This window comes from Subtercola boreus (assembly GCF_003399625.1).
In the GTDB taxonomy this organism is placed as follows: Bacteria; Actinomycetota; Actinomycetes; order Actinomycetales; family Microbacteriaceae; genus Subtercola; species Subtercola boreus_C.
The window spans coordinates 1-23743 of sequence record NZ_NBXA01000017.1 but is presented as its reverse complement, the minus strand read 5'-3'; the positions used below and the strand labels follow the sequence as shown (position 1 = coordinate 23743).

The window sequence follows — 23743 nt, the reverse complement described above, 5'->3', positions numbered from 1 at the left end:
CATCTTCAGGTCGGGTCGGAAAAAGTAATGGCCCCGGCGCGCCAACGCTTTCACGTTCCGTCCGGGGCATACAGGAAGACCTTAGCAAACCTCACCATCGACCTCAAACCGAAGCGAGAATTCCGTGGCTATCCCGTTCGATCTCGGCCCTGTGGTGGGGGGCGAACGGTTCGGCACGTACCTGACGGTCTGTGATGACAGCGCCGAAATGGCCCTCAGGCTGTACGCGTGGAACATCGAAGTCTCGGCGAGCTTCTGGGGCGGATTCCACGTGCTGGAGATCGCTGTGCGCAACGCCCTGAATGAGTCACTCTGCGCACATTTCGAATGCCGAGAGTGGTGGACGAAGGCTGTGCTCTCCGATGAGGACTCCCGAACGGTGTCTCGGGCGGTTTCTTCTGTCCGCCGCAGATACGGGGACGCTTCGACGACGGGCCACGTCGTAGCGGAACTGAGCCTCGGCTTCTGGACAGGACTCGTCTCGAATCGCTACCACGCCTCGCTCTGGCAGCCGGCCCTTGCCGGAAACTTCGCCAGGTATGCGGGCAGACGATCGGACGTGCACCTCTCACTCGAGAGACTGCGAAGACTTCGAAACCGCGTCGCGCACCATGAACCGATCTTCGCCCGCGACCTGCTGTTCGACCACCGTCGCCTTGTCGAGATTCTCGACGCGCTCTCTCCCGAGGCCGCGCGATTCGTGTCCGCCCACTCACGAGCACCGTCGATCATCAGCGGCCGCGCAGCCACTCTCCGCGGAGAACGGGAAACGAGCTTCTGAGCGTGCCCACGGAGAGGACGAGAGGAAAGGGGGGCGGCGGGCTATTCCGCCACGTCGCGCGACCAGGCGCGCGGGCCCTGGGAGCCGGCCGGGTACTCCTCGAGGGGCACGTCGCCGCGCTTCCACGAGTTCAGCACCGGCGCGACGATCCGCCAGCACGTCTCAGCAACATCGCCCCGGATCGAGAGCGTCGGGTCGTTGCCGAGCACGCCGCGCATCACCTCGCCGTAGGCCGTCAGCGGCGACGGGTCGAGGGTCGCGGTCAGATCGTGCCGGGCGAGACTGAACGGATCCCCGTCACCGTTCAACGTCAGCTCGAAGGTGAGGGTCGGCGGGCGCAGGCCGACGACGATCCGCTCCCGCGACTCCGAACCCGTCAGCCCGGCCGGCACGAAACCGACGGGCTTCAGCGTCAGCACCACCTGCTTGACGGGCGAGCCGATCGCCTTGCCCGACCTCAGCACGAAGGGCACGCCCGCCCAGCGCCGCGTGTTCACTTCGACGACCATCTCGGCGAGCGTCTCCGTCTCCCGCGACGGGTCCACGCCCTCCTCCGATGCATACGCGGGCATCGTCCGCCGTCCCACGGTGCCGGCGCCATACCGCGCACGGCGGCTCACGGCATCCGTTCCCGGCAGCATCGGAGCACCCGACCACACCGAGGTCGCACGCAGCACCGCAGCCGTCGCCGCACGGAAGTCGACCGGGTCGATACGCGTCGGCGCCTCCATGGCCACGATCGAGAGCACCTGCAGCAGGTGCGACTGCAGCATGTCGATCAGCGCCCCCGAGTTGTCGTAGTACCCGGCGCGCCCCTCGAGCCCGAGGTCTTCGTCGTAGACGATCTCGACCTTCTCGACGTTCTGGTTGTTCCAGATCGGTTCCACGAGCCGGTTCACGAAGCGGAGGCCCAGGATGTTGAGCACCGTCGACATGCCGAGGAAGTGGTCGACCCGGTGGATCTGCTCCTCGGGCACGAGCTTCAGCAGGTGCCGGTTCAGCGTCGCGGCGCTTCGCGAGTCGGATCCGAACGGCTTCTCGAGGGCGAACACGGTCCCCTCGGGCAGATCGACGGAGGCCATGGTCTGGATGACCTCCGACACGATCGCGGGAGGCAGCGCGAAGTAGACGACCAGGGAACCCTCGACGCTTTCGAGGATCTTCGTGAGGTCATCCTTCGACGTCGGATCGCCGACCACGTAGTCGGCGTCCTTCACGAGCGCGTTTGCCGTGGCACCCTTCGCCTCGACCCCGTCGAACGCCGTCTTCACGGTCTTCTGCCATTCGTCGCGGCTCCGCTCCGAACGGCCGGAACCGATGATGCGAAGACCCGAGATCAGCTCGCGGTCAGCATCCACTCCCCCGCCCACGAGACTGCCGAGACCCGGCAGCAGGAGTCGCTCGGTCAGGTCACCGCTGGCACCGAGAATGAGAAGGGTCTTCGACGTCGTCATAGATCGAGCGTACTTCCCCGGCAGCGCGCCCCGCCGGGGCCTGACGAACCCCGCGGCGGTCGGTTACCCTGTACCCGGGACGCACGGCTGCGCCCGCTGATGCCGGGGGGCACGAGGATGACCATGACACCGAGGTCGAAGCGTCTCAGCACTCTTGCGCTCATCGCGGCCCTCGCCGTCGTGATCACGGTAGGAACGGTCGCCGACCTGAATCACGGCCGCGCCGCCCACGACGCCGCGTTCGCATCACGGATCGCCGCGGTGGTGGTGTTCGACGAGGCTCAGGATGCCCACACCGCCGCCTCGGCGACCCTCGGGGCCAGCACGGCCGACGCGTCGCTCGTCGCGACCCAGCTGCAGGCCGTGACCGACGCGCTCACGCCCTACTCCGACGAGGCAGTGCTCACGGCAGCGAGAAGCGCTGCGGCAACGGCCGTCCCCGCGGTGGCGCCTCTCACCTCCGACACGCTGACCACCCTCACGGCCGTCAGCACAGACTCCACCACCACTGCGGGAATCCGCGCCGACACCGCCGCCCTCGACAGCGTGCGCGCGGACCTCCAGCAGCAGACGCAGCAGGCTCTGGATGCCGCGACGGCGCTCGATGCCCAGTCCGCCGCCGCACGAACGGCACTCGCAGACCTCGCGGACTCCGTCGTCGCGCACGGCCGGGCGCTGCTCGATGCCTCTCCGCTGGCGAGCGACGAGACCCGTGCTGCCGCGAGCGCCAGCACCGATGCACTGGCGGCGTCGGCCGAGGCGACCCGGGCACGGGCATCCACCGACCTCGGGGCGGCCCTCACCGCGTTCGTCGGTGTGGCTGACGCCGTGACCGCCAGCCAGGCCGCGGGCCAGCAGGCAGCCGACGCGGCCACCGCCGCAGCCGAGACGGCCGCGGCTCGCCAACGCTCGTCCGGATCGTCCGGCAGCTCAGGCTCGTCCGGCAGCTCCGGCTCCGGCTCCGGCGGCACCTTCGTGACCTTCCCGCCGCCGACCCTCACCTGGGTGGAACCGCCACCGCTCCCCCTCAATCCCGTCGTCTGCAACGACCCCGTCACGGGCGTGCCGATCGCCTGCTCCTGACCCGCGCACACCGTTGTTTCACGACAAGGAAATATCCAGCGCCCCTCGGCGCTTGAGCTACCCATGAGCACCACCAGCGAACCGGTCACGAACCGGCACAGAGACGGCGTCGGCTTCCGCTCCGAAAGGGGCCCGCTCCTCATCGCGCTGATGCTCTCGACCGGCCTGGTCGCGATCGACGCCACCATCCTCGCCACGAGCGTGCCGTCGATCGTCGGCGACCTCGGCTCGTTCTCCCAGTTCCCCTGGCTCTTCTCGATCTATCTGCTCGCCCAGGCCGTCTCGGTTCCGGTCTACGCGAAGCTCAGCGACACATTCGGGCGAAAGCCGATCATCCTGCTCGGCATCGGCCTGTTCCTCGCCGGTTCGATCCTCTGCGGGCTGGCCTGGAGCATGCCCGCCCTCATCGCGTTCCGCGTCGTGCAGGGTCTCGGGGCCGGGGCCGTGCAACCGATGGCCGTCACCATCGCCGGCGACATCTACTCCGTCGAGGAGCGCGCGAAGGTGCAGGGCTACCTCGCGAGCGTCTGGGCCATCGCGTCCGTGGCGGGTCCCCTGCTCGGCGGTCTCTTCTCCGAGTTCGTCTCGTGGCGGTGGATCTTCTTCGTGAACGTCCCGCTCTGCGTCATCGCGGGATGGATGATCTTCCGCCGCTTCCACGAACAGATCGAGAAGACGAAGCACCGCATCGACTACGCGGGGTCGGCCGTGCTGACCGTCGCTCTCAGCGCCCTCATCCTCGCCGCTCTCGAAGGCGGACAGGCCTGGGCGTGGGACTCGATCCAGAGCATCGGCGCCTTTGCCCTCGGCGGCGTGCTGCTCGTGGTGTTCGTGCTGGTCGAGCGGCGCGCGGCCGAACCGGTGCTGCCGCTCTGGGTGTTCTCCCGACGCCTGCTGCTGACGACCACCCTCATTTCGCTCGGGGTGGGAGCGATCCTCCTCGGAGTCACCTCCTTCGTTCCGACCTACCTTGAGGGAACCATCCACATCACCCCCGTCGTCTCGGGTCTCGCGGTCGCCGCCATCACCCTGGGCTGGCCGCTCGCCGCCTCGCAGTCGGGTCGCCTCTATCTCCGGATCGGGTTCAAGCGCACCATCCTCATCGGCATGGTGCTGGCCGTCGCTGGCGCGCTCAGCCTCGCGCTCTCCGCTCCCCGCCCGGACCTTCTGGTCGTCGCCGCCAGCTGCTTCGTGATCGGCCTCGGCCTCGGCCTCGTCGCGACGCCCAGCCTCATCGCCGCCCAATCGAGCGTTCCGTGGGAGGAGCGCGGCGTCGTCACCGGCACCAACTTCTTCGCCCGGTCGATCGGCAGCGCGCTCGGGGTGGCCGTTTTCGGAGCAATTGCGAACGGCATCTATGCCGGTCATCCCGGGGGCGGGGGAACGAGCGATCCCGCGACAGTCGCCGTAGCCTCAGGCGCGGCCTTCATCGCCGTTCTGGTGTGCGCCGTCGCCACTGTTGCTGCGGCCGCCTCGATGCCGGATGCCCGGCTGCGCTCCGACGGACGAGTGGCTGTCGCCGGTTAGACCCCTTCTCAGTGGTCGGGGTTGTCGGCATCCCTGTGCTCGGTCGACCCGCGGGGGTGGCGGCGCCGGTGATCCTCCTCGAACTCGGGCAGGAACGTCAGCACGAAGAGCATGATGAGCAGCGCGAAGATGATCAGCGCCGCGAGCAGGTCGCTCAACTGGAACGGGTAGGTCCGGCCGTCGATCGACAGCACGAGCATCGTTTCGATCGATGCGAACAGAATGAAGAACACCCCCATCAGGGTGCGCGTGCGGCGCTGGTTGCGGCCGCGCCGGTGGATCTTGGTGCGCCGGAGTTCCACCATCAGGGCGAGCAGGATGATCGGGAGGATCTGTGACAGGGCGGTGGCGGTGGCGCTGTCGAAAAGCCTGATGACCATGCCAGAACCCTAGCGGTACGGCGCTCTGCCGTTCTCCCAGCCGGAGCGGGCCCGATGGGCGTATTCTGGGAATCCCTCATCCCCCGGGCAGATCAGCGACGATCGGAGCACAGTGGCCGGCAGCGGTTACCTCGACAGCGGTCATCTCGACAGCGGTCGACCCGGCACTGGTCGACTCGACAGTGCTCGACTCGGCACCCGCGCGTCCACCGAGCACGCACACGACGTCATCGTCGGCGCCGGGGTCTCGCACGTCGCCGGTGTGCGACGCCTCGTCGAGGAGTCCTGGCAACGGTCCCTGCAGTCGAACCTCGACCCCGACCGCCTCGCGCCCGCGTTCGACCTCGACGACGAGGCGCTCCGGCAGTACCGCAGCGAGCACCCCCTCGCCCTCGTTCTGCCGGTCATCCACCGCCTGCTGATCGCCCACACCTTCGAGCGCGGCCTGATCGTCGCGATCGGCGACCAGGCCGGCCGCCTGCTCTGGATCGACGGCGACCGCGACCTCCGCCGCCGCGCGGAGGGCATGGCGTTCGTCGAGGGCGCGAACTGGTCGGAGCGGGTCGTCGGCACGAGCGCACCCGGCACTGCGCTCGCCCTCGACCGCAGCATCCAGATCGGCGGGGCGGAGCATTTCAACCGCATCGTGCACCCGTGGAGCTGCACCGCGGTGCCGGTGCACGACCCGTCGACGGGCGATGTGCTCGGCGTCATCGACATCACGGGAGGCGACGACGCCGTCTCCCCGGTGACGCTGCCCCTGCTCGAGGCGGCGGTCGCGGCGGCCGAAGCCGAGCTCCGCATCCACCAGCTGACTCCCGCCCGCTCGCATCGCACGCTGCGGCCGGCCGTCTCCACTCCCCCGCGGCCGCAGGCGACGGATGCTCCGCTCGTCAGTGTGCTCGGCCGGGAAGTCGCGCGGTTGGCGTTCGCCGGTCGCGCGATCGAGCTGAGCGCACGGCACTCCGAGATCCTCACGTTGCTCGCCTGGAACCGGCACGGGCTCTCGGCCGAACAGCTCGCCCAGAAGCTCTATGTCGCCGACAACTCGGTCGCCACGGTGCGGGCGGAACTGGTGCGCCTCCGTGCGGTGCTTGTCGACCTCGACCCCTCCCTTGCGCCCCTCTCGCGGCCCTATCGCCTGCCGGTACCGTTCGAGCTCGACGCGCACCGCGTGCTGGCCTTCCTCGAACGAGGGGCGCACCGCGTGGCTCTCGGCGCGTACGCCGGCGAGGTGCTGGCGGGGTCGAAGGCGCCCGGCGTCGTCGAGATCCGTCGCGAGGTAAGCGCGAACGTGCGAGAGTCGCTGCTGACGGATGCCTCGGCCGACGTTCTGCTGGGGTACGCCCGCTCCGACGAGTGCGCGTACGACCGCGAGGTGTGGTTGGCCTGCCTGCAGCGGCTGCCGGCGCACTCGCCGAAACGGGCATCCGTGGTGTCGCGCATCGAACACATCGACGCCGAACTCGCCGGGGCCTGAAGCGCAACCTTTCGCAACCTTTCTGCAACCTCCCCCTGCGTAACGTGCATCAGAGAGGCCGAACCCGCGCCCCCACAGACAACGACGTCGAAGGATCACCGAAATGACGATCTACGCAGCTCCCGGAACCCCGGACGCGAAAGTCACCTTCAAACCCCGCTATGAGCACTGGATCTGCGGCGAGTGGACCAAACCCGTCAAGGGCCAGTACTTCGAGGACATCTCACCCGTGAACGGCAAACCGTTCGCGGAGGTCGCCCGCGGCACCGCCGAAGACATCGAGAAGGCTCTGGATGCCGCGCACAGCGCCGCGCCCGCCTGGGGCAAGACCTCCCCCTCCGACCGCGCCGCCGTGTTGAACAAAATCGCCGACGTGATCGACGCGAACCTCGAGCTTCTCGCCGTCGCCGAGACGTGGGACAACGGCAAACCGATCCGCGAACCGCTGAACGCCGATCTGCCGCTCGCAGCCGACCACTTCCGGTACTTCGCCGCCGCCATCCGCGCCCAGGACGGCGACCACGCCGAGCTCGACAACGACACCGTCGCGTACCAGTTCCACGAGCCGCTCGGGGTCGTCGGCCAGATCATCCCGTGGAACTTCCCCATCCTGATGGCCGTCTGGAAGCTTGCCCCCGCGATCGCCGCCGGCAACACGGTGGTGCTGAAGCCGGCGGAGCAGACCCCGGTCTCGATCCTCGTGCTGATGGAGCTCATCGGCGACATCCTGCCGCCCGGAGTCATCAACGTTGTCAACGGTTTCGGCGTCGAAGCCGGCAAGCCGCTCGCGTCGAGCCCGCGCATCCGCAAGATCGCCTTCACCGGCGAGACCAGCACGGGTCGACTCATCTCGCAGTACGCGTCGGCGAACCTCATCCCCGTCACGCTGGAGCTCGGCGGCAAGTCGCCGAACATCTTCTTCAAGGATGTCGCCGACCAGGACGACGCGTTCTACGACAAGGCGCAGGAGGGCTTCACGCTCTTCGCCTTCAACCAGGGCGAGGTCTGCACGTGCCCGAGCCGGGCGCTCATCCAGAAGCCGATCTACGACTCGTTCCTCGACACAGTGACGGCCCGCACCGCCAAGGCCGTGCAGGGCAACCCGCTCGACACCGACACGCAGGTCGGCGCGCAGGCGTCGAACGACCAGCTCGAGAAGATCCTCAGCTACCTCGACATCGGCAAGCAGGAGGGTGCGAAGCTCCGCCTCGGCGGCGAGCGCGCCGACCTCGGCGGCGACCTGTCGGAGGGCTACTACGTGCAGCCGACCATCTTCGAGGGCAACAACAAGATGCGCATCTTCCAGGAGGAGATCTTCGGCCCGGTCGTCGCAGTGACCTCGTTCGATGACTACGACGACGCGATCTCCATCGCGAACGACACGCTCTACGGATTGGGCGCTGGCGTCTGGTCGCGGAACGGCACCACCGCCTACCGTGCGGGCCGCGACATCCAGGCCGGCCGGGTGTGGATCAACAACTACCACGCCTACCCTGCCGGCGCTGCGTTCGGTGGCTACAAGAGTTCGGGCATCGGCCGGGAGAACAACAAGCTCGCGCTCGACCACTACCAGCAGACCAAGAACCTGCTGGTGTCGTACAGCGACAACGCCCTCGGCTTCTTCTAAGCCGGCGCGGATGCCTGTCGATGCCGCGGTGACCGTGCCGCACGAGACCCAGTCGCGCGTCGCGCTGGCCGATGTCAGCGTCACGCTGCTGCGGAAACTGTGGGAGCAGTACGGCCCGCTGATGTTCCACCAGTCGGGCGGATGCTGCGACGGCAGTTCACCGATGTGCTACCCGGCCGGGGACTTCATCACCTCCGACGCCGACGTGATCCTCGGAGTGCTCGACATCGCCCCGGCCGGGGCTCCCCCGCAGACGATCGACTTCTGGATGTCGGCCGAACAGTTCGCCTACTGGAGCCACACCCACCTCACGATCGACGTCGTGAAGGGTCGCGGCAGCGGTTTCTCGGTGGAGGCGCCGGAGGGCGTGCGGTTCCTGATCCGCTCGAAGCTCATGGACTCGGCCCTGCCGTTCCAGTAGCTGTCCGCCGAACCGGCGGCCTGCTCGCTCCGGACTCAACCCCACGCGATCCTCAGGCCACCGAGTTCGGCGAAGGCGCGATCAGCGGTCACGAGCACCGCGTTCTCGACGATCGCCTGCGCGGCGAGCATCCGGTCGAACGGGTCGCGGTGCGTCCAGTCGAGTTGGGCGGTCACCAGAGCATGCTCAGCCGTGATCGGCAACTCGGATGCCCTCAATGTGTCGAGATGGTGCGGCAAAGCAGCCAGGAAAGGCCCTGCCTCGGGAAAGTGGCCCTTGCGGAACTCAATCCCGAGCTCCCACGGCGTGACCGCCGACACCAGAAGCGCGTTCTTGGGGTCTGAGAGCAGTTCTCGTGCTGCGACAGGGATCCGGTCTGGTTCTCGGATCGCCCAATACGCCGCATGGGTGTCGAGCAAGAGGCGCATCATTCGCCCCACTCGGCGAGTTCTTCTTCGCTCATCGGCTCCCAGAACGACTCGGGCAGGGGTGGTCCCGGGGCAAACCCGAGCTCCCGTCGGGGCGCAGGCTCGACCGCCCGCAGCGTCGCGATCGGCTTGCCGCCGCGCGCCAGGATGAATTCCTCACCGAGCTCCACTCGGCTCAGAATCTCCGACAGTCGCGTCTTGGCATCCTGCACATTCACCATCTCGGTCATGTTCGTCAAGGTGAACTGTGGACACCGGCGCCGATCACACAGTTGGGGAGGAGTAGACAGAAGCGCGAAGAGTGCGGCGCTACGCTGGGGGCGTGTTCTCGATCCTGTCCCGCACACTGCGCCTCGTGGCGGCCCGCTGGCCGCAACTGCTGGCGTGGTACCTCGCGGGCTGGCTCGCGCGCTACCTGCTGATCGAAGTGGCCGCGTTCTTCGGAGCGACCAGCGCACTCGTCGGGCTGCTGCTCATGCCCCTCGCGATCCTGGCTCGACTCGGCAGCTACATCGCGATGTTCCTCACCCTGCGATCCGCGCTGCCGGGCTTTGTGAGCATCGAGGTCAAGGGTGAGGATGCCGTCGACCGCACGACCACGACCGGGGTACCGAGCCCCCGCCAGCGCCTCTACGACATCCTGCTCGTGTCGATCCTGCCGTTCTTCGCCTTCTACGCGGCCTGGCAACTGCTGGCCGACGACACCCGGCAGTACGCCCAGGCGGCGCTCAAGAACATCAACTTCTTCGAGGGCACGCACACCAACTCCGTACTGAGCATCGAGGTGAGCCCCTACTCGATCGGCGCCATCCTCGTCGCCTTCGCCGGCCGCTTCCTCATCAAGCGCTACTCGTCACGCCTCCCCCGCTGGACCAACCTCGTCGCCGTCTACCTCGAGGCGGTCTGGGTCTATCTCACCCTCTTTCTCATCACCTCCTACCAGAAGGAGTTCCAGACCTGGCTCTCCGATCGCCAGGCGATGCGCTCGCTCGACGAACTGCGGCAGGGCCTGATCGGCTTCTTCACACCGATCGGCTGGATCTATGATGGCGCGCAGCAACTCGTCAATGAGGTGGGCGGTCTCGTGCTGCTGCCGATCGCCTGGCTCACTCTCGCCGGCATCGTCTACGGTCGTGCCCTGGCATCGCCCCGACTCGGCCTCCGAGTGCCGGACAACCGCCTCTACACCGGAGCCCGCGCACGCTTTGCCCGCCTCCCACCCGCGCTCAGCACACGCCTCAAAGATCTCGGCAGCGACTGGGCGGGCCGCTGGCGCCCGTTCGCGGATGCCCTGCTGCTCATCTGGCGCGCGGGGGTGGTCCCCATGGGAATCTTCATCCTCGCGTACACCGTGCTTCGAGCATCGAACACCTGGCTCGACTTCGCGGCGGTGCGCGTCATCGGCCCCCACGACCTCAGTTCGTGGTGGATGAACTTCGACCAGATCCTGAGCTTCGTCGTCGACGTGATCGTCGAGCCGCTCCGGCTCTGCCTCGTCGCCGCGGCCTACAACTTCTGCCTGGTGCGCCTCGAGAAGCGCCGCGAGGTCGCCGCCCGCGTCACAGCGTGAGCGACAGGTACTTCGGAAGCTCGTCGCCCACCTCGAGGTGGAGCGCCAGCGCCTCGGTCGTGTCGCTCGGCACGACGAACTGCGCCTCGAACTTGTAAGGAGCGGTGCGGTCGGTCGTGCATCCGCTCTCCACTCCCTCGGGCTCGTCGTAGTCGATCGGCTCGAACTCGGCCGACCCCCAACTGCGGGCGAGCTCGCCGCGATCGCGCTCCTCGAGGCGCACCTCGCAGAACGGTGACTCCCCCTTCTCGTCGAGATCACGCGGAGTGACGCTCACGGTCACCACGACGAGGTCGCTGCCCCCGGGCAGGTCGGCCTCCCGTCCCTCGGGACTGGTCGACGAGATGCGCTCGGTTCCCTCGATCGCCCAGCCGGTGCCCGCGAAGTCGGTCGACTGCCCGGGATCCACGACCACGGGCTGGCTGGGGCGGGTCGAGTAGTAGTTCACCCACTCGTTCGAGAAGGTGATGCCGAGGGTCAGCGGCACGAGCACGATGATCGCGGCCAGCGCGAAGGCATTGCGCCTCAGCCAGCCACGCCGTTTCGGCCGGCGGGAGTCGATCGTCGAATCGGTCGGGCCGTCTGCATCGGTCGACGGATCGGTTCGGCTCATTCGTCACCCCACACGGGCTTCTCGGTCTCGATCGACGACTCCACAGGGATCGCGCTGAGGTCGACAGGCACCACGATCATCGAATCGGCGCGCGGATCGCTGTTCACCGCCAGGTGTATCTCGGCCGACTCTCCATCGATACCGGTCAGCGCGTCACGCGGAACCTCGAACATCAGCGGCCCCGTCTTGGCCAGCCCGACGCTCAGCACTTCGTCGGAGATGCTTCCCGCCTCGGGACGCTCCGAGGCGCTGTAGTGCGTGCCGCCGATCTCGAGCTGGGCCGTGCCGAGGCTCACGCCGAAGTCGGTGATCACCGCCTCGACGCTGGCATCGACCACCACCCAGACGCCCGACGTCGACCCCGACCATCCGTTGCTCGCCGTCACCTTCTCGGCGACGCGCACCGACGTGACGGTGGCTTGGATGTTGCGCCCCGCCACCGTCTGCCCGAGCTCCCCCGTCACGGTGATGGGGGCCTGCCACTGGCCCTCGGTCGGTGCCGTGTGCAGGGCGACGGCCGAGGCGAACAGGATGCCCGCAAGCGCGGCGCCGTTGGCGATGTGTCGCCAGACCGGCGTCCGCGGCGGTGCCGGGGTGGTGTCGGCGACGGATGCCTCGGTGCTGTCGCTCATGAGCCCGACTCCCCCGCGGCATCCGCGCCGGCGCCCACGTCCGTCAGCGGCACCGTCGTGAACGCGGCGACGAACGGATCGTTCCACCGCTCGCCGTAGGTCACGAAGCCGCCGCTGACATACACCTTGTCGTAGAGGTTGATGCGAACGCTGTCGATTCCCGCAGCGGTGCCGGGGTCGACCTGCCACATAAAGGCCAGCCGGACCGGCACGTTGGGCTGGAGGCGCGGCGAGCGCGTTCCGTCGTCGACGATGACGACGTTGTCGGGCGGCGTGTCGGCGGCGATGCCCGCGATGCCGACCGGACGGATGTTGTCAGCCGCACCGATCTTGTCGTAGGTCGTGACAGGTTCGTCCCAGACGTTCGTGATGGTGACGTCGACCACAAAGAACCGTTTGCCCTCGTCGGGTCGGATTCCCTGCTCGGGGAACCCGTCGATCAGCACTGCCTTCGCCACGGCGATGTCGAGCTGGGCCCCATCGTACGCACTGCCGGCCGCGACCTCGGGCTGGGCATCCGCTGCCACCGTGTTGAGCCCACCGAACGCGGCAGAACCCGCGAGGAACACGGCGACCACCGCGGTCACCAGCCATTTCGTCGGAACCTTGTTCGACATGGCCGTCACGCGCGAACGCCAGTTGCCGCCGCCCCCGGTCTCCGTCACCCTCCCAGCGTACCCACTCCGCCCGCCCGCACGCCCCGCCGACTTTCCCCGTTGTGCAACACTTCGCCGAATTCCTTGCGCGAAGGGGAAAGTCGATGGGGCGCGGGGTGGGGCTCTCTACGCCGAGGGGGGGTCGCGCGCGTCAGACCGCTGCCCGTGTTGACGCTCCCGCAGCGGCCGCGCCGGCGACCACGGATTCCGCGGCCGCGGCTTCGGCCGCATCGCGCACGGCGACCAGCGAGGCGTGGGTGGGCCCGTCGGAGATGCCCGCGGGACGGTTCACCTCGAGCTCCCGCCGGAGCACCGGCACCACCTCGCCACCCAGGAAGTCGAGCTGCTCGAGCACGGTCTTCAACGGCAGGCCCGCGTGATCCATCAGGAACAGCTGGCGCTGGTAATCGCCGAAGTGGCCGCGCATACCGGCGTAGCGGTCGATGACCTGCTGCGGGCTGCCGACGGTGAGCGGCGTCTGCTCGGTGAACTCTTCGAGCGACGCACCGTGGCCGTACACGGGTGCATTGTCGAAATAAGGGCGGAACCGGGTGAGGGCGTCCTGCGATCTCTTTGCCATGAACGCCTGTCCGCCGAGGCCGACGATGGCCTGCTCCGCGGTTCCGTGGCCGTAGTGCTCGAACCGCGAGCGGTAGTACCCGATGAGCTTCATGTAGTGCTCTTTGGGCCAGAAGATGTTGTTCGCAAAGAATCCGTCGCCGTAGTAGGCCGCCTGTTCGGCGATCTCAGGCGAACGGATGCTGCCGTGCCACACGAACGGCGGCACCCCGTCGAGCGGGCGGGGCGTCGACTGGAAACCCTGCAAGGGAGAGCGGAACGTGCCCTCCCAGTTCACATAGTCCTCGCGCCAGAGCCGGTGCAGAAGGGCGTAGTTCTCGATGGCGAGCGGGATGCCCTGCCGGATGTCCTGGCCGAACCACGGATACACGGGGCCGGTGTTGCCGCGGCCCATCATGAGGTCGACGCGGCCGTCGGCGAGGTGCTGGAGCATCGCGTAGTCTTCGGCGATCTTCACCGGGTCGTTCGTGGTGATGAGGGTGGTGCTCGTGCTCAGGATCAGCTTGTCGGTCCTGGCTGCGATGTAGGCGAGCGTGGTCGTCGGGCTCGACGAGAAGAAGGGAGGGTTGTGGTGCTCGCCGATCGCGAACACATCGAGGCCCACCTCTTCGGCCTTCTGGGCGATGGTGACGATGTCCTTGATGCGCGTCTGCTCGCTGGGGGTCGTGTTCGTCGTCGGGTCGGTCGTGACATCGCTGACGCTGAAGATTCCGAACTGCATGATGCTCTCTTTCTATGCGTCTGCATTGACACCCTGAAGAACGGACGCCGACTCCGTTCTATTCCCGCACGGCATCCAGCGTATTGCGTCTCGCTCGGGCCCGGGCGATCCGCCGGGGCTCCCACCTCACCAGCCCGACAGGAATGGGAGCTGACCTCCTGAGCTGGTCCACACCTCGACTTCGCTCATCGTCGCCGAAACGGGTCCCTCGGCAGGATCCGGATGCGCGGGCGGATCGACCACGAGCACAGTCAGGGTGATCGTGCGGGTCGTGCCCGGCGCGAACGCCAGAGGCTGGTAGGTGAACGCGTTGGCGGCGTCGAGGGGCGGAAGGGTCGCGTCCCGATGGCCGCGATCCGTCGCCACCGTGACCACCTGCACACTGGCATTCATCTCGTAGTCCGCGCCCTTTGCGTATCCGTTCAGAACGCAGATGAGCCGAACATCCGTGTCATCGGGCAGGGTCAGGGTGACCGTCGACCCGACGCCCTGATCGTCACTCTCCTTGGCTACCCATCCCGATGAGGACGCCAGCGATCACCCCCGTGATCACGCCGACGATCACGGCTTCCAGAGCCACGGTCTTCAGCGACTTTCGAGATTCGGCCATTGGGTCACGCTCCCGCGGGATTGTCATCGTCGAGAACCCCTGCAGCGAGTCTCATCCGTTCGGCTCCGCCCCGCAACGACCCAGAAGGAGGGGTCAGAACGGCCCGCCACCCGACGCCACACCCGGGCGACCGGATCACTCGCTCCCGGATGCCCGGCAGCGCTACGGTGGAGGCGCCGGGAGACCCCCGGCGCCCACTCGAGCACGGAGGTCGATCATGCCGTTTGTGACCACAGACGATGGCGCAGAAATCTACTACAAGGACTGGGGCAGCACTGACGCGCAGCCCATCATGTTCCACCATGGCTGGCCCCTGTCGTCTGACGACTGGGATGCCCAGATGCTCTACTTCCTGCCGAAGGGCTACCGCGTCGTCGCCAGCGACCGGCGCGGCCACGGCCGGTCATCCCAGATCGGCACCGGCCACGACATGGACCACTATGCCAGCGACGTCTCGGCGGTCGTCGAGCACCTCGACCTGAAGAACGCCATCCACATCGGACACTCGACCGGTGGTGGCCAGGTCGCCCGCTACGTCGCCCAGTACGGCGAGCCGCAGGGGCGCGTCGCGAAGGCGATCCTCGTCTCCTCCGTGCCGCCCCTGATGGTGCAGACCGAGGCCAACCCGGACGGCACTCCGATGTCGGTGTTCGACGACTTCCGCAGCGCCCTCGCCGGCAACCGCGCCGAATTCTTCCAGGCCGTCGCATCCGGCCCCTTCTACGGCTTCAACCGCGAGGGAGTCACGCCCTCGGAGCCGGTCATCGCCAACTGGTGGCGCCAGGGGATGACGGGCAGCGCGCTCGCGCACTACGAAGGCATCAAGGCGTTCTCGGAGACCGACCAGACCGACGACCTGAAGGCGATCACCGTTCCCGTTCTCGTCACGCAGGGCGACGACGACCAGGTGGTGCCCTACAAGGATGCCGCGCTCAAGCAGCACGAAACGCTGAGCGACTCGACGCTGAAGATCTACGAGGGCTACCCGCACGGCATGCTCACCACGCATGCCGACGTGCTGAACGCCGACATGCTGGCGTTCATCCAGCAGTAGCGCGCCAGACGGGCGACGTGCGCGGCCTGACCTTTCTGCGGGTGGGTGGCACGGCGCCCGTCTCCCGCTGGCGCGAAGGCGAACGCGCGAACGCGCGATCGCACCGCCCGATCCGTTCGGCCGCGGGCGTCATCCACGTCAGCTTCTGGCGCCGAGATACCAGCCCTTGCCCTTCGCGCCCCGCGGCACCTTGTACGTCGGTCGCCCACCCCACGAAGTGCCGGGCTCAACCTCGGGCAGACTCTCGCAGATGCCCGCGACGTCAGCGGGCCGCGCTTTCATCGCGCCGCCCCTTCGTTCAGCGCGCGATCGTAGAGCCCCCGATCGAACCGGGTCTCCTCGGAGACCACGAGGCAACCCGGGCTGATTCGCTCGGCAAAGTACCCCGTGACGGGCAGCTGCACGATCTGCTTCAGCCCGCCCTCCCAGGCCGCGATGAGGGCGGGCAACGACCGGCGCTCCGGGCTTTCCTCGAGCGGGGCGCGTTGGCGTTCCAGCGACCGATAGATCAACGCCCGCCGCCACCGCGAAAATGCTTCGCTGTCGAACCCCGCGTTCCAGAACGTCGAGGGCGGCACCGAGAACACTGAGCTCAGCTCCCCGTCGGGCGTCGCATCGAGCAGAGCCCGGGTCGCAGCATCCGGAGGCCGCACCTGGCGGTCGAACTCGTCGAACCGCTGCCATGACACGGCCCACTCCTCTCGCCACGTGACCTCGGCCGCTTCGCGGTCGAAGCCCGCGGGCGGGGCCGACTCCCCCAGATCGACGACTCCGGCGAGCGCAGGCACCCCGCCGAGCCCAAGTCCCCACGCCTCCCGCACGAAAAGCAACCTGAGAAGCCTGTCATCATGTTCCTCGATCGACAGCACCATGTCGTGGGGCCAGGGATTCCCCGGCATTGGCTCATTCCCCTGCATCTTTACCTCGTCTCAACCGCTGGCATCTCGCGTTTCTGCCACCACGACGCCGTCCCTCTTTCGAACATACGCCGGGGGCGGCCTCCCTAGGACTTTGGCCTGCGCTTCTGTCTACTGGCGAGGCGCTCGTCCACCGCTCGCTCGCCACCTACCAGCCGAAGATTTGTCGCGTTCCGCTCTCTCGGCCGGAGCTGATTCCCGTCACGGCCAGCACCAGTGCGACGGCAAGAAGAATCCACCCGCTGAACCCGATCACCGCCGCGGCCAGGGTGCGTTCGTCTGCGTTGAGCCTCGTTCTCCGCCGAGCCACCATCCACCTCCTGTTATGAGATTACCTCATTAATGATCTAGTGTGTCGATGACGACAGTGGGGGCGCTGTCGGGGGCGCATCGTGCGCCCTGCGATTGGGGCCATGAAGCATGCCGAGAGTCAGACCGGGTTGTGCCCGCCGAACGGTGATCCTCGCCGCCACAGTGACGATCGCGGCGATCGCTCTGCTCGGGATGCCCGGCGTGAGCAGCGCGTCGGCGTCGGCCGCGCCAGCGATGTACCGCTCCGCGCCGGCCGCATCGGAGGCGACTCCGTGCCCCGCCAACCCGAACGTCGGCCACTGCGACGCCGACGCCGATCGCATCGCCGATCAGCTCGAACGGCAGCTCTGCGGCACGGCCACCTGCGCGACCAGCTCCGAGGACACCGACGGTGACGGCATCCCCGACTGGGTCGAGTACACCGCCTGCCGCACGACGACCTGTGCAGACCCCGGCCTCGACACTGATGGCAACGGCATCCCCGACTACATCTCCGAGATCATCTGCGGAACGGCAACTTGCACCGACGGTCTCGAAACGCTGAACCCGCACGGAGTGCAGCAGTGGATCTCGGTGCTCATCTGCGGCGACATCACCTGCGCGACAGGAACCGAAGACCTGAATGGTGACGGGGTTCCGGATGCCGCGCAGCTCCTGAAGCGCTACCTCGACCTGAAGGCGGCGCGCGAAGCAGCGGAGGCCGCGAGGCTCCGCGCCCTGGCGCACACGGGGCTGACGGTGGTGCTCCCGATCGGCGCCGGTCTGCTCGTCGCGGCGGGCGGGATGGCGGCGCTGCTCGCGTGGCGGCGGCAGCGCCGCCTGGCCGACCCGGGCGAACTGGACCTTGATGGCGGCCACGCAGACGAACTCGCCCGACCGTTCGCCGAAGCCGGGGAGTGACCACGATGACACCGACACCACATCTCTCCGCAAACCGCCGGCGCAGCATCCGAAGCCGCAGGCGCACATCAGGCCTCGGCGTGCTCACCGTGCTTGCGCTCGTGCTGACGGGCGCACTCACGCCGGCCGAGGCATCCGCTGCCGAACGCGCCCGGACTCTCGCCGCGGCGACACTCGCGGAGGTATTCGCGGCGGCGGCGGGCACCAACACAGATTCCGGCCAGCCCGACCCCGCGCCGGCCGACGAGGAGATCGCATCGGCGACACTCTCCGCGGGCGACGGCACCACCGTCACGGCCGGCGCGGTCGACACCGCCGTCACCTTCGGTGGAAAGAAGTCCGACGCCGAGCTGTCGGTCACCGTCTCGCGGATGCCCGGCAGCACGGCCGCGAGCGCCGCCTCCGAGACGGCGGGGGTGGTGGCATCCGCTCCGGTGCGCGTCACCGCACACGACGACGCAGGCACCGAGGTCACGACGATCGAGGCGGAGGTCACCTCCGAGACGCCGAAGGCGGCCACGACGACGCGATCACGCGGCCACCATGACGAGCAACCCGGCACCGACGCCGCCGACACCGACGCCGCCGGCCCGCAGGGCGTCACGCGCGTGAGCCCCGGCGTCACCATCGCCATGGGCGTCGACTCCGCCGTCCTCCTCACCCTCGACCCCGCCTCCCTGCAGATCTTCACCCGAGAGAACGCTGGCGACCCGTGGCTCCCGCTCGCCTCGCACTACGACGCCGCCACCCAGACCGTCATCGGCGAATCCGGCCACCTCTCCCAGTTCGTCGTCATCGGCAAGCCGTACGTCGCGCCGGTCGGCCCGGTCATCGTGCTCGACCCCGACGACGGAGTCGCGCACACCAGCAGCCCGGCGAAGGTCGACTCCGAGCTGCCCTACAACATCGCGCTGGCGAACGGTGTGAAGACGCTGCTGCAGAACGCCTGCCTCGCAACGGTGAAGCTGACGCGCGAAGACCCCGGCACTCCCGTCGTCGACGCCCAGACGCGCGCAGACTACGCCGCCGCCCAGAACCCCGCCCTCACCGCGACCCTCGCCTTCGACGCGCCCGTCGGGCACGCGTGGGGTGTCACCCCTGCGTCCGGTGGCTCCAAAGTCTTCTCGAACGGCATCGCCGACTCCGACACGGTCGGCGACTACCTCAACAACACTCTGCCGACGTACACGACCCGCTCGTCCGCGAGCTGGGCACCCATCCCCGCGCAGAACATCCCGCAGAAGGAATTCGAGCCGAACCCCGGCACGTACATCCACCTCGAGGCCCTGAATCTCGACAACAACTACGACTGGCCCATCATCGACCAGCACATGGACGAGATCGCCGCCGGCGTCGCCGATGCGTTCCGCCAGTATCTGGTCTCGAAGGGATACAACTGCCTCTCCCCCGCGGCCGCTGGCTTCCCCAGCCCGCCGACCGCCGCCGAGAAGGCTGCCTGGGCGGATCTCGGCAAGCAGAACTACCAGCTGTACGGTTCAGAGCCCGTTTCCTTCTCAACCGGAAACCTGATCGAAGAAGAACCGCTCTTCACCCTCCCCGGCAACGGCGGTTCGAGCCTCGACCTCGGCCTTACCTACAACGCTCAGGATGGCCGGCTCACCCGAAGCGGAGCCGGCTGGTCCCTCGGAGTCGGCGCCCACGCGCAGGTCTTCAGCGACGCCTCCGTCATGATCGTCCGCGGCGACGGGGCCTCGTACACGTTCACTCCGAACAAGGCCGGCGGCTACGACAGCGACCCCTCCAAGCACCAGACCCTCACGAATGCCGCCGGCACGCTCACGCTCACCGGCGCCGACGGTCAGACCTGGACCTTCGACGCCACCGACCCCGAGGGCATCGGCGAACTCTCCTCCTACCGCGACCTCACGGGCAACGGCTACGACGTGGCCTACGGCACCCCGAGCCCGACGGCCCAGTTCCTGCCCATCTCGGCGATCACCGACACTGGTGGGCAGGTCATCCGCGCCACGAGCGACGCCGAGGGCCGCATCACCTCGTTCACCGCTCCGGATGCTCGGCAATGGTTGTTCGCCTACGACGCCGCCGGCAACCTGACCGGCATCACCTACCCCGGCAGCGGGGGGCCCGGCACATCGCCACGCACCTTCACGTACGACGCCGCCCACCGCCTCCTCACCGCGACCGACCCGCTCGGCGTCACCTACCTGCGCAACACCTACGACGCCGAGGGCCGCGTCACGAAGCAGCTCGACGCGCAGAACAACACCCGCACCTTCGCCTACAACGTCACTCCGGGTGGTGGCACGACCACCTACACCGACAACGAGGGCCGCGCGAGCGTCTTCGCCTACGACGCCGCGCACCGCGTCACCTCCGTCACCGACGCCGAGGGCGGCACGAAAAGGTACGCCTACGACGCCGCAAACAACGTCACCGCCTACACCGACGAGGCCGGCAACCGGTGCGCGTACACCTACGACGCGGGCGGCAACGTCACGAAGATCGTGGCGCCGGATGCTGCGACCACCCAGTACACGTACACCCTGTCTGGTCGCGTGGCGAGTGTCACCGACCAGGGCGGCCCGGGCGGATCGGCGCGAACCACGACCTACGACGTCGATGCGCGCGGCGATGTCACGGGCATCCATCTCCCCGACGGATCCGCCGTCTCGAACACCTACGACGCGGGCGGTAACCTCCTCTCCTCCACAGCCCCCGGCGGCCGGAAGACGCAGTACGCCTACGACGGGCAGGGTCACCTGACGAGGGTGACGGATCCGAACATCCACCAGACCACCTACGTCTACAACGGGGCCGGCCAGGTCACGAGCTCGACCGACCCCGTCGGGGCAACCAGCTCGTACCGGTACGACGCGGCGGGCAACCTCGCCGCCGTGACCGACCCTGTCGGCGGCGTCACCGCCTACGCGTACGACGGCAACGGCCACGTGCTCACAGAGACCGATCCCGCCGGCGGAGTCACCTCATACAGCTGGGACGCGCTGTTCCGCCTGGCGACCGTCACCGCTCCCGGCGGCGGAACGACGACGTACGCGTACAACCGCGAAGACGCCCTGACCGGCACCACGAACCCCGTCGGCGCGAAGACCGCCTTCGCCCTCGACCGCCTGGATCGCGCGACCTCCGTCACCGACCCGAACGGCGGCGTCTGGAAGCGCGCCTACGACCCGCTCGGCCAGGTCACGCAGGCGACAGACGCAGCCGGCGCCTTCTCCCGGCAGACCTTCGACACGGCGGGCCGCGTCACCGCCAGCACCGACCCGCTCGGCAATACGTCCCGCACCACTTACGACCCCCTCGGCCGCGTCATCGCGCGCACCGACCCCGCGGGCAACACGACCTCTTACGCCTACGACCTGCTCGGCCGCACCACCGCGATCACGAACCCCGCCGGCGACCGCACCACCTACCGCTACGACGCTGCCGGCAACGTCGCATCCACTACCGACCCCGCCGGGTGCACGACCAGGTTCAGCTACGACGCGGCCGGCAACATCCGCACCGCAACCGACCCCACCGGCGCAACCGTCACGTACACCTACGACGCCGCCGACCGCCTCACCTCGGCGACCGACGCCCTCGGGCGCACCTCGACCGCCCGCTACGACCCCCGCGGCCTCGTCACCGCCGCCACGAACCCCCTCGGCGCCGTCACCTCGTACAGTTACGACGCGGATGCCCGGCCCACCGCCGTCACGGATGCCAACGGCCACACCCAGACCCGCGCCTACACTCCCGCCGGCGCTGTCGCTTCCGCCGCGGACGCCCTCGGCAACACCACCCGCTACGGCTACGACCCGGCCGGCCGCCAGACCACCCTGACCAACCCGCTCGGCGCCGTCACCCGCTACGCCTACGACCCCGCGGGCCAGCTGACGAGCGTCGTCGAGAACGCGACATCCGACCCGGCCTCGACCGCCACGGCCAACGTGACCTCCCGCTACCGCTACGACAGCATCGGCAACCTCGCTTCGTCGACCGACCCGAATGGCCACGCCACCTCCTTCACCTACGACCCGAACAGCCGCCCCCTCACCGAGACGAATGCTGCCGGCAACACCTCGCGCTACGGCTATGACAACCTGGGCGAGCTCACGTCGTCGACGGATGCTGCCGGCCGCGTCACGCGCAACAGCTACGACTCCCTCGGAGAGTTGCAGAACACGACCTACGCCGACGGATCGGGCACCGCCTTCGCCTACGACAAGGCCGGCCAGCCCATCGCGATGACCGATTCCATCGGCGTCACCGGCTGGACGTACGACCCCGCCGGCCGCGTGCTGTCGCAGACCGACGCGTCCGGTGCGCGGGTCGGGTACACCTACGACGCATCGGGAGGGCTCACCGACCTGACCCTCCCGACCGGCGACCGGATCGGCTACACCTACGACAAGGCCGGCCGCCCCGTCGCGCAGAGTTCGCCGTGGGGTTCGCTCTCGTACGGCTGGGATGCGGCGGGAAACCTCGCCTCGGAGTACCGCAGCACCGGCCTCACCACGGCCTACGCCTACGACGCCGCGAACCGGGTGACGAGCATCCGGAACCAGCTGCCCGCACCCGGGCCGCCGTCGCCGCCCGCTCCCGGCCCCGCGCCCGCACCCGCACCTGCGTCGCCCGGCAGCGGCGGTCCCGCCGACCTCGACCCCTCGGACTACCTCAGCCACCACACCACCCCCACACCCCCGAACCCGGTCGCCGACGGCGGCACCCTCTCGTTCGCCTACGCCTACGACGCGAACAGCGACGTCACCTCCGCCACCCGCACCATCGCCGCCGGACTCTCGACCACAGCCACCCCGGCCCAGCAGCAGTCCACAACGAAGCAGTACAGCTACGACCCCCTCGGCCGCCTCACCGGCTCCACCTCCACCGACGGCGCCTCGGCCCGGTACGGCTACGACCCCGCCGGGAACCGCACCTCCGCGGCATCCACTCCCCCTGCCCTCCCCGCCGCCGGCCCGGGTTCCGGCACCGCCGCGCCCACCTCCGCCACCTCCCAGACCGCCACCTTCAACGCCCTGAACCAGCTCACCGCCACCACCGGCACCTCCCCCTCGACCTACGCCTACGACGCGAACGGCCAGCGCACCGCCTCCACCACCTCCGGCGTCACCACCGCCTACACCTGGTCAGACGCCGGCAGGATGACCGGCACCACCCGAGACGGACGCCAAACCTCCTACGCCTACGACGGCCTCGGCCGCCAGCAGTCCGCCACCGACACCACCCCCCTCGGATCGCAGACCACCACCTCCGTCTGGTCGGGCACCTCCCTCGTGCAGCAGACGAACCCCGCCTCCGGCACCACCTCGCAGGTTCTGGATGCCCGTGGCAGCGTCGCCCTGCAGGCCTCCACCCTTCAGACCGCCGACACCGGCACCCGATGGAACCTCCTCGACCGCCTCGGCTCAGTCGCGGCCCAGGCCGTAGGCGGATCCGTCACCCAACTCGCTGCCTACGACGACTTCGGCGGAGCATCCTTCGAGACCTCAGGTTGGAACGCCGTCGCAGGTTTCGGCGGCCAACCCGCCGACCCCACCTCGGGCCTGTCGTCGTACTTCTCGCGTCAGTACGACCCCTCAACCGGTAGCTGGCTCTCCCCCGACGCCGCCCGCGGCCTCCTTACCGACCCGCAGTCCCTGCACCGCTACGCCTTCGTCACCAACAACCCCACCACGATGGCCGACCGGCTCGGCTTCCGCCCCTACAACCCCACCGGCATCGGTGTGCAGAACATGGGCGGCGGCAACTACTCCTCGACGGGTTACCCCTCCTACGCCCCCGCTCGCGCTGCGGTCGCCCCCTACGTCGCCCCGCCCGCCAGCTCCCGCCCCGGCTACGGCACCGGCGCCTGGGGGTCTATACGATGGGTCTGTAACGTTTTCGGTGTTTCCGGCATTTTTGGTTAGTAGGTTTCTGCTGCCGGCCAGCGGTCGGCGAAGGTGATCGCGAACGCGTTCAGCGCGGGTTTCCACCGCACTGTCCAGCGTGTCCT

Annotated in this window: 20 protein-coding genes; 10 read left to right on the top strand and 10 right to left on the bottom strand. The window is 68.5% G+C overall.

What is annotated here, in order from left to right; all coding sequences use genetic code 11:
• Positions 1 to 124 precede the first annotated feature (124 nt).
• Positions 125 to 781 (top strand): hypothetical protein, encoded by a 657-nt coding sequence (locus B7R21_RS07760; protein ID WP_116282680.1) that lies wholly within the window; start codon positions 125 to 127, stop codon positions 779 to 781.
• A gap of 41 nt (positions 782 to 822) precedes the next feature.
• On the opposite strand, the gene B7R21_RS07755 is transcribed toward B7R21_RS07760, so the two are convergent.
• Complete coding sequence (locus B7R21_RS07755) at positions 823 to 2235, bottom strand: glucose-6-phosphate dehydrogenase (protein ID WP_116282679.1); 1413 nt, start codon at positions 2233 to 2235, stop codon at positions 823 to 825.
• Positions 2236 to 2358: 123 nt separating this feature from the next.
• Between B7R21_RS07755 and B7R21_RS07750 the strand changes: the two genes are divergently transcribed.
• Both B7R21_RS07750 and B7R21_RS07745 read left to right on the top strand, forming a co-directional pair.
• A complete protein-coding gene (locus B7R21_RS07750; protein WP_116282678.1) occupies positions 2359 to 3318 on the top strand; it encodes a hypothetical protein in 960 nt (319 codons plus the stop codon).
• Between the two features lie 63 nt (positions 3319 to 3381).
• The gene (locus B7R21_RS07745) at positions 3382 to 4845 is read left to right on the top strand and encodes an MDR family MFS transporter (RefSeq protein WP_116282677.1); all 1464 of its coding nucleotides are present in this window, start codon (positions 3382 to 3384) and stop codon (positions 4843 to 4845) included.
• A gap of 8 nt (positions 4846 to 4853) precedes the next feature.
• Here B7R21_RS07745 and B7R21_RS07740 read toward each other — a convergent pair whose 3' ends face one another.
• Positions 4854 to 5225 carry a hypothetical protein gene (locus B7R21_RS07740; RefSeq protein WP_216364172.1) on the bottom strand — a complete coding sequence of 124 codons (372 nt, stop codon included), beginning with the start codon at positions 5223 to 5225 and terminating at the stop codon, positions 4854 to 4856.
• A gap of 112 nt (positions 5226 to 5337) precedes the next feature.
• On the opposite strand from B7R21_RS07740, the gene B7R21_RS07735 reads away from it, so the two are divergent.
• The 3 genes from B7R21_RS07735 (at position 5338) to B7R21_RS07725 (ending at position 8753) form a co-directional block, all read left to right on the top strand.
• On the top strand, positions 5338 to 6705 hold the full coding sequence (locus B7R21_RS07735) for a helix-turn-helix domain-containing protein (protein ID WP_116282676.1): 1368 nt from the start codon (positions 5338 to 5340) through the stop codon (positions 6703 to 6705).
• Between the two features lie 103 nt (positions 6706 to 6808).
• The gene (gene exaC / locus B7R21_RS07730) at positions 6809 to 8332 is read left to right on the top strand and encodes an acetaldehyde dehydrogenase ExaC (RefSeq protein WP_116282675.1); all 1524 of its coding nucleotides are present in this window, start codon (positions 6809 to 6811) and stop codon (positions 8330 to 8332) included.
• A 10-nt stretch (positions 8333 to 8342) separates the two neighbouring features.
• Positions 8343 to 8753, top strand: a complete 411-nt coding sequence (locus B7R21_RS07725; protein WP_116282674.1) for a DUF779 domain-containing protein — start codon at positions 8343 to 8345, stop codon at positions 8751 to 8753.
• A gap of 35 nt (positions 8754 to 8788) precedes the next feature.
• On the opposite strand, the gene B7R21_RS07720 is transcribed toward B7R21_RS07725, so the two are convergent.
• Positions 8789 to 9184: a type II toxin-antitoxin system VapC family toxin gene (locus B7R21_RS07720; RefSeq protein ID WP_116282673.1), complete on the bottom strand. Its 396-nt coding sequence runs from the start codon at positions 9182 to 9184 to the stop codon at positions 8789 to 8791.
• Positions 9181 to 9411: a type II toxin-antitoxin system Phd/YefM family antitoxin gene (locus B7R21_RS07715; RefSeq protein WP_116282672.1), complete on the bottom strand. Its 231-nt coding sequence runs from the start codon at positions 9409 to 9411 to the stop codon at positions 9181 to 9183. Before B7R21_RS07715 ends, B7R21_RS07720 begins: the two co-directional genes overlap by 4 nt.
• Positions 9412 to 9503: 92 nt before the next feature.
• Here B7R21_RS07715 and B7R21_RS07710 point away from each other — a divergent pair, with 92 nt between their 5' ends.
• Positions 9504 to 10751, top strand: a complete 1248-nt coding sequence (locus B7R21_RS07710) for a hypothetical protein (RefSeq protein ID WP_116282671.1) — start codon at positions 9504 to 9506, stop codon at positions 10749 to 10751.
• Here the strand turns inward: B7R21_RS07710 and B7R21_RS07705 are convergent.
• From B7R21_RS07705 to B7R21_RS07685, 5 genes are all read right to left on the bottom strand, one after another.
• On the bottom strand, positions 10741 to 11364 hold the full coding sequence (locus B7R21_RS07705) for a hypothetical protein (protein ID WP_116282670.1): 624 nt from the start codon (positions 11362 to 11364) through the stop codon (positions 10741 to 10743). The genes B7R21_RS07710 and B7R21_RS07705 overlap by 11 nt on opposite strands.
• On the bottom strand, positions 11361 to 11996 hold the full coding sequence (locus tag B7R21_RS07700) for a hypothetical protein (protein WP_116282669.1): 636 nt from the start codon (positions 11994 to 11996) through the stop codon (positions 11361 to 11363). The genes B7R21_RS07705 and B7R21_RS07700 overlap by 4 nt, the downstream gene beginning before the upstream one ends.
• Entirely contained in the window at positions 11993 to 12661 is a 669-nt protein-coding gene (locus B7R21_RS07695; protein ID WP_116282668.1) for a hypothetical protein, read from the bottom strand. The genes B7R21_RS07700 and B7R21_RS07695 overlap by 4 nt, the downstream gene beginning before the upstream one ends.
• A gap of 142 nt (positions 12662 to 12803) precedes the next feature.
• Positions 12804 to 13952, bottom strand: a complete 1149-nt coding sequence (locus tag B7R21_RS07690) for a CE1758 family FMN-dependent luciferase-like monooxygenase (RefSeq protein ID WP_116282667.1) — start codon at positions 13950 to 13952, stop codon at positions 12804 to 12806.
• Between the two features lie 126 nt (positions 13953 to 14078).
• On the bottom strand, positions 14079 to 14420 hold the full coding sequence (locus B7R21_RS07685) for a hypothetical protein (protein ID WP_437184179.1): 342 nt from the start codon (positions 14418 to 14420) through the stop codon (positions 14079 to 14081).
• Positions 14421 to 14779: 359 nt separating this feature from the next.
• Between B7R21_RS07685 and B7R21_RS07680 the strand changes: the two genes are divergently transcribed.
• Positions 14780 to 15616, top strand: coding sequence for an alpha/beta fold hydrolase (locus B7R21_RS07680; protein WP_116282665.1), 837 nt, complete (start codon positions 14780 to 14782; stop codon positions 15614 to 15616).
• Between the two features lie 278 nt (positions 15617 to 15894).
• Here B7R21_RS07680 and B7R21_RS07675 read toward each other — a convergent pair whose 3' ends face one another.
• Positions 15895 to 16515 carry a hypothetical protein gene (locus B7R21_RS07675; protein ID WP_147305847.1) on the bottom strand — a complete coding sequence of 207 codons (621 nt, stop codon included), beginning with the start codon at positions 16513 to 16515 and terminating at the stop codon, positions 15895 to 15897.
• Positions 16516 to 16953: 438 nt separating this feature from the next.
• Between B7R21_RS07675 and B7R21_RS07670 the strand changes: the two genes are divergently transcribed.
• Positions 16954 to 17745, top strand: coding sequence for a hypothetical protein (locus B7R21_RS07670; protein ID WP_147305846.1), 792 nt, complete (start codon positions 16954 to 16956; stop codon positions 17743 to 17745).
• Positions 17746 to 17750: 5 nt separating this feature from the next.
• On the top strand, positions 17751 to 23657 hold the full coding sequence (locus tag B7R21_RS20880; protein WP_147305845.1) for an RHS repeat-associated core domain-containing protein: 5907 nt from the start codon (positions 17751 to 17753) through the stop codon (positions 23655 to 23657).
• Positions 23658 to 23743: the final 86 nt, after the last annotated feature.

Excerpts from the sequence above, each read along its gene's own strand:
- B7R21_RS07725 (WP_116282674.1), top strand. The coding sequence starts at position 8,343 with ATGCCTGTCGATGCCGCGGTGACCGTGCCGCACGAGACCCAGTCGCGC.
- B7R21_RS07690 (WP_116282667.1), bottom strand. The coding sequence starts at position 13,952 with ATGCAGTTCGGAATCTTCAGCGTCAGCGATGTCACGACCGACCCGACG.
- B7R21_RS20880 (WP_147305845.1), top strand. The coding sequence starts at position 17,751 with ATGACACCGACACCACATCTCTCCGCAAACCGCCGGCGCAGCATCCGA.
- B7R21_RS07670 (WP_147305846.1), top strand. The coding sequence starts at position 16,954 with ATGCCGAGAGTCAGACCGGGTTGTGCCCGCCGAACGGTGATCCTCGCC.
- B7R21_RS07700 (WP_116282669.1), bottom strand. The coding sequence starts at position 11,996 with ATGAGCGACAGCACCGAGGCATCCGTCGCCGACACCACCCCGGCACCG.
- B7R21_RS07745 (WP_116282677.1), top strand. The coding sequence starts at position 3,382 with ATGAGCACCACCAGCGAACCGGTCACGAACCGGCACAGAGACGGCGTC.
- B7R21_RS07720 (WP_116282673.1), bottom strand. The coding sequence starts at position 9,184 with ATGATGCGCCTCTTGCTCGACACCCATGCGGCGTATTGGGCGATCCGA.
- B7R21_RS07675 (WP_147305847.1), bottom strand. The coding sequence starts at position 16,515 with ATGCCGGGGAATCCCTGGCCCCACGACATGGTGCTGTCGATCGAGGAA.
- B7R21_RS07715 (WP_116282672.1), bottom strand. The coding sequence starts at position 9,411 with ATGACCGAGATGGTGAATGTGCAGGATGCCAAGACGCGACTGTCGGAG.
- B7R21_RS07750 (WP_116282678.1), top strand. The coding sequence starts at position 2,359 with ATGACACCGAGGTCGAAGCGTCTCAGCACTCTTGCGCTCATCGCGGCC.
- exaC (WP_116282675.1), top strand. The coding sequence starts at position 6,809 with ATGACGATCTACGCAGCTCCCGGAACCCCGGACGCGAAAGTCACCTTC.
- B7R21_RS07680 (WP_116282665.1), top strand. The coding sequence starts at position 14,780 with ATGCCGTTTGTGACCACAGACGATGGCGCAGAAATCTACTACAAGGAC.
- B7R21_RS07740 (WP_216364172.1), bottom strand. The coding sequence starts at position 5,225 with ATGGTCATCAGGCTTTTCGACAGCGCCACCGCCACCGCCCTGTCACAG.
- B7R21_RS07755 (WP_116282679.1), bottom strand. The coding sequence starts at position 2,235 with ATGACGACGTCGAAGACCCTTCTCATTCTCGGTGCCAGCGGTGACCTG.
- B7R21_RS07705 (WP_116282670.1), bottom strand. The coding sequence starts at position 11,364 with ATGAGCCGAACCGATCCGTCGACCGATGCAGACGGCCCGACCGATTCG.